Origin of the sequence: Microcystis sp. M090S1, from assembly GCF_020246295.1 — a bacterium.
Taxonomy (GTDB): Bacteria; Cyanobacteriota; Cyanobacteriia; order Cyanobacteriales; family Microcystaceae; genus Microcystis; species Microcystis aeruginosa.
In genome coordinates this window covers 1-5,492 of the sequence record NZ_JADBTF010000164.1, presented here as the reverse complement: position 1 = coordinate 5,492, position 5,492 = coordinate 1, and the positions used below count along the sequence as shown (strand labels likewise).

Below are 5,492 nucleotides of genomic sequence, written 5' to 3'. Positions count from 1 at the left end.
TCTTACCCGTACCTTTTGTATCCATCCATAACCTTACACATTTGTTACGGATGAATTGAGCAGTACGAATAGCATCGTCTATGGCTTGATACTGTTGAGTTTTAGCTTTAACTTTAAACTCTAAGACAAACATTTTACGCACGGGTTACTTAGATAAAATCAGTATAGCACAATAAAAGTTAAGTTAACAAGCTATAGTTTAAAAAGCCGTCCTAAAAGGACGGGGCTTTAACCCAAAATTTCGGTAAATTTTAGTCAAATATTTGATCTACTTAGTTTCTAATCCTCTTTTTAGGTAGGAGAATTGTCAGAGCCTTTCTCTTGCCTATTGCCTATTGCCTATTGCCTTCAGAAACTGATAACTGATAACTGCTTAATTTCCTCGCCAAAAGACAATCGAATTATTGAGAGGTTGAATGGTGGTGCCGGGATAATAGAAAGCGAGAATTTGTTCGGGAGACCAACCCAAACGGGCTAAATTATAGGAACCAAATTGACTTAATCCTACCCCGTGGCCAAAACCGCCACCAATAAAGTTATAACCCTGGATCTGTCGATTGGTATCGTAGATAGGATCGATGTAGAATAGGGTACTGCGAGGCGGTCCCAAAGCACTACGCACCTCATTTTTATGCAGTTCCAAAATCCCCTTATCGGTTTGAACGGTCATAGTCAGAATCCGACCGGAAGGAGAGCGCTTAGTCACTTCCATCCATTGGATTTTCTGGAAATGGGCGAGGGGATGTTTTCTGCGTTTTAGATAGGTTTCTAGGTCTTGACTCAAATCAGCTAAAGAAGCTTGTTTTTGCCAGCGAAAAACCCGTCGGCCCGTCTCATTAAAACCATCTTTAAGATTAATAAACTGGCGAAAAGTTGTCTCATTAGCGAGAGATTGTTTCGAGAGATCCCAGACTCGATTGGGGGAGTCCACCACTGCCCGGAGATAAGGTCTTTCCTCCCCATCCCAAACATCACTAAAGAGGGCAGTTATTCCGCCGGTGGTAGAGGAATAAAGGGCATCCACTAACTCATTTTGGTAGGTTAAAACCAGGCCTCGCGTGGCCGCGATCGCTTGATCAGCCCGGGGATTAGTTCCGGTCAATCCATAATAAACTTGACAATGGGTATCGGCACAGAGTTCGTAATTATCGGCTTGAAAACGGCGGAGATTGCGGAGGGCGTAGGTGCGGGCGATAATAGTTTGCGCCTGGGTGGCGCTTTCCGGGGCATCATGACCGATTTCGTGGGGTACAACCCCGCGCAGGTAGGTTTCGAGGGGAACGTTATTAACTAGGGTAAAAGTGCCGTAGGCGTTGGGCTGTAGGCGCATAGTTCCCCCGTACAAACGTAACTGATCGGGGCTATGGGTGACTTGAATCAGGTTTTTTTGGCTCTCGATTTCTAATTCTTTGGGAAAATAGCGCACCCCGTTGATTTGGAAAGAAACTTGCGGCTTTTCTTTGAGTAAAACACTATTAATATAGGGTTGATTGTAGCCTTTGGCTTGCAAACTGGTCAGCAACCAACGTCGCACTAGGGGATTTTCATAAACTTCTCGCTTTGCCCAAACCTGCCAGCGTCCGGGCTGGGTAATTTCCACTTTAATGCCCATTTTTGCCCAATTTTTGGCACTATTTTCGGCGGTTTCAAAGGTGGCGTGGTCGCTCAAAATGACTTTTTCTTGCAGGATGGGAGAAGCGAGAGGACGGGGAATAACTTCTAATTGTAGGCGATTGGTTTGCAGGGTTTGGGATTGGCCATCTTCTCCCACCACGCGCAGGGTGAGATTATCACCACTGGTACTACTCAGGGTTAATTTTTCCTTGGCTTCATCGCCAAAACGTTGGACAATGCCCAATCTCAGAAGGACATCCTTGGCTATAGCGGCAGGAATTAGGGTTAAACTGAGCAAGATCGCCGCAGTTATGGAACCGATGCTAATTATTTGTTTTTTTTCCTTGATTTTTAGCATAAAGTCAATTATCTGTTAATAAGTTTTCATAAAAGTTGAGGATATTCAGAGATTATAGCAGCAAGCCGTTAGGGGAATGGGAGAATAGGGTAATGAGGGAATTTCAACTAAAACCCCAACACCCCAACACCCAACACCCAACAAAGCACCTAACTTCCCCCATCGCTGATAATGCGTAAACGTACCATTTTTTGTCCACCTTCATCCAGTTCTACTTCGATCACTTCACTGGTTAAACTTTCCAAACAGGTTAACATCGATCGCAGATGGGGATTACTTGCTCCCGTATCCACATAGAGGCGATCGGACAAACTACCTAAACGTTTCCAAGTAGTATAAAGTTTAGCTACGGCTTGCTCTAATTGTGTGGCTTGTTTAACCAGGTCCGCCGCCGTATTTAGACAATCGACGCGCAAAGCTTCTTCTAGAGCCATTTCGATATCTAAATTACCCCGTCGGAGAGTTTGTACTTGGGCCGCCGCATCGAGATATTTGGCTAAACTGCGTGCTTCCGAGGTGATTAATTTTACCGTGTCCACATCGGGATTAGCGGCGATTTCTTGACGGAGAGTGTCGATATGAGTATCGGGTAACTTTTCTAATTCTTTCACTAAGGGGGCGAGATGACGCGCCGGTAAACTGCCGTCGCTGGCTTTTTCTTTCACTTCATCGGGTAGTAAATCTGAACTCATCGCTGTCCATTCATCGGCCAATTGCTTCACCTCCCGACGGGTAATTCTCTCCCCTTGTCGGGCCGCATCACTGACTAATTTTTGAATTTCGGGGGCAGATTTGGCCGTTTCCACGAAGGCGCGTTTACTAAAATTATTGATACTATCGGGATCCAGTTGTCCTTCTGCCAGGAGAGTATCAGCACTATTAGCCAATTGAATCAGAGCATAAGCTTGACTTTTAGTGATTTCTCGCTGTTTTAACCAGTTCAAAAAGCCTGTACCGCGACTATCACCGCCTTGCTTTTCCCGGTCGCGAATAGCTCGCAAAATTCGCCCCCGCCAGATTTCCGTTTGCAAATCAAAGCGATCGCAAACTTTCCAAAAAGAATCCAGTTGCTGCTGAAAGTCATGATCTTGGATGGTTTCATCTTCGGGATCTGGCAGTTGAAAGTTAAACTCTAGAGGCGTTTCAAAGGCATCAATGATCGCGGAGGTGTCGGAGGAGAACGTCGCAGCATCAACCATAGGATAGACTCGGCAGTTAATCGGGCATTTTATCTTAACTCGCTCTGGCAACCCCCGACAAGTCGATTAATCATCAGCCACATATAGGGAAGTGGGGAAGTGGGGAAGTGGGAATTAGGGATTGGGGGGAGTGGGACTGGTGACAGGTGCGGGAGGTGTCGTCACCGGAGTGGGACTGGTGACAGGTGCGGAAGGTGTCGTCACCGGAGTGGGACTGGTGACAGGTGCGGAAGGTGTCGTCACTGGAGTGGGACTCGGACTGGTGACAGGTGCGGGAGAAATCGATGGATTGGAAGCGGGATGACGACTCAGGAATTGCCAAGCGATCGCAGCCAGCAAACCGAGAACACCGACAGCGATCACTACTACGACTAGGGGTGAAACCCTAGTGGGTGCGGGGGGAGAAGTACGACTAGAAACCGAAGAAGATGCGGGGGGGGGAGTGGGTATTGCTGTCACCACTTCTTCTCCGGGGTAGGTGTCCCCGCTGTAATCAAAATCTTGGTCATTAAGATCGGGAATAATTTGTTCTTTGGCCTGAGCATAAACTAAAGGCCTGATAGGTTCAGCCGCAGGAACTACCCGACAATAAACTAGGGCGATGGTGGAGTTATCGTGACCGTTTTTCTGGTTAGCTAGTTGTAATAAACTTTCCCCCACGGCGGTTACATTTTTCTCTCCTCGCAAAAGAGGCACAATTTCACTGTCCCAGTATTGTTCTACCCGATCGTAATCACTTAAACCATCGGAACAGAGGAGAAAAACACAATCTTGATCAATAATCAACCTCTGAACCGTGGGATGGAGATTAGTGGCGCTACTCATGCCCAAAGCTTGCACCAAGGCCCCGGCGTTGGGATACTGTATGGCATCACGATAGAGGAGATAGCCTAATTTCACTTCCCTGGAAGCGAGATCGTCATCCACCGTCACTTGATGACAACTGTGGGCAGTAATCCAATAGATGCGGGAATCCCCCACATGGGCCGCGTACATTTCCTGGGCCTGGGCAAAAGCCATAACTAGAGTCGTACCCATGCGCTGACGATCTTGTCTTGACTCCTGATCATTGCGTTGACTGATCAGATCATTGGTGACACGAATCGCCTGTTCGAGGACAAGACTGTGACTATCGGGATAGACTTCCATATCAGTGGGGGCACTGCGATTAATTTCCCTAGGCAGGGTTTCGATCGCCAATTGAGCAGCGATTTCGCCCCCTTCCTGACCGCCGATGCCATCACAGACAATCGCCAGGGGATTTTGACCGTGAGCGAGGGTTATGGCCTGATTAGTCGGGGGATAACAGGCATCCTCGTTGTGTTCCCGCAGCGGACCGGTATCGGTGCGGGTAAAAATCTCATAGCTGCGTTCTTGACCTCCACCGTAGTGCTGTAGTGCATAATCGAGGATAGCGATCAGGGATTCCGGGCGATCGAGATCACCGGATTCTAGCTCTTGGGTCAGGGATGCGAGAAAATCTTGAATATTAGCGGCTGCCGTCGGCATCAGACCGGCCCACAGGGCCCCTAAATCTCGTAAATTGGGAGCGGTAGCCTCGTCTTTGCTTAATTCTAGCAATTGCAGCAGCTGATTATTCACTCTCGTCAGAGAAGGGTTAAGCAGACTAGAGACCACAGCTTTTCTCTGAAGGGGATACCAGAGTTTGGCCATTTGCCATAACCAGTGAATTTGCCTTAAATCAGAAGCTTGCGACCAAACCTCGGCCAGAGTGGGCAATAGTTCTGGATAAATTAATTCTCCCGTTTCGTCGAGGGGAATAGTGCCGTATTCCAACAGCCAGATGTCCATATTTAAGCGTTCATCGGGACTGGGAATATAGCCATAGACTTGGGGAATGTGGAGATGGAAGGGTAACAATTTTAGGTAGAGGGAAATCCAGCTAGGAGGTTCGTCCGGCGCTTGGGGTGCTTGAGCGGGTTTAGTATCAAGAACAATTTGTGGTTGTTTGACCAAATAACGATTATCAATTAGCTCGCCAACATGATAATAGGTTCTCACCCAATCACCCATCATCCATAAATAGCGCTTAACTAAAGGAGTACCGCATTTTTCACAGAATCTATTAGTGAGAGCGTTCGGGGATAGACAGGTTAGGTTTTGACATTGGAGGGTTGTCACGGAATCCATGAAAACTGCTGACTCCTAAAGCTCGGTTAGTATAGGTTATTGACATCCTCGCCGCCGTAAAACGGACGGCGATTCCCAAACCTCACGATTTGGGTTTCTGCTTCTTTCCCGAAGGATTTTTCGCAGCTGCCTTAACAGATTTACTCTGTTCTGGTCTTATGGTCGCTCTA

3 protein-coding genes and 1 pseudogene are annotated in these 5,492 nt (G+C 47.4%); all 4 read right to left on the bottom strand.

The features are described from left to right. Positions 1-133: pseudogene (locus IM477_RS07340) on the bottom strand (RNA-guided endonuclease TnpB family protein); the annotation flags it as partial. Between the two features lie 240 nt (positions 134-373). After that, entirely contained in the window at positions 374-1,972 is a 1,599-nt protein-coding gene (locus IM477_RS07335; RefSeq protein ID WP_190722542.1) for a SpoIID/LytB domain-containing protein, read from the bottom strand. 149 nt (positions 1,973-2,121) lie between these two features. Then, complete coding sequence (locus IM477_RS07330; RefSeq protein ID WP_002798288.1) at positions 2,122-3,171, bottom strand: hypothetical protein; 1,050 nt, start codon at positions 3,169-3,171, stop codon at positions 2,122-2,124. Between the two features lie 114 nt (positions 3,172-3,285). Further along, positions 3,286-5,322, bottom strand: a complete 2,037-nt coding sequence (locus IM477_RS07325; protein ID WP_287731153.1) for a PP2C family protein-serine/threonine phosphatase — start codon at positions 5,320-5,322, stop codon at positions 3,286-3,288. Positions 5,323-5,492 lie beyond the last annotated feature (170 nt).

Bases quoted from the DNA above. Each gene is read 5' to 3' on its own strand.
- IM477_RS07335 (WP_190722542.1), bottom strand. From the start codon at position 1,972: ATGCTAAAAATCAAGGAAAAAAAACAAATAATTAGCATCGGTTCCATA.
- IM477_RS07330 (WP_002798288.1), bottom strand. From the start codon at position 3,171: ATGGTTGATGCTGCGACGTTCTCCTCCGACACCTCCGCGATCATTGAT.
- IM477_RS07325 (WP_287731153.1), bottom strand. From the start codon at position 5,322: ATGGATTCCGTGACAACCCTCCAATGTCAAAACCTAACCTGTCTATCC.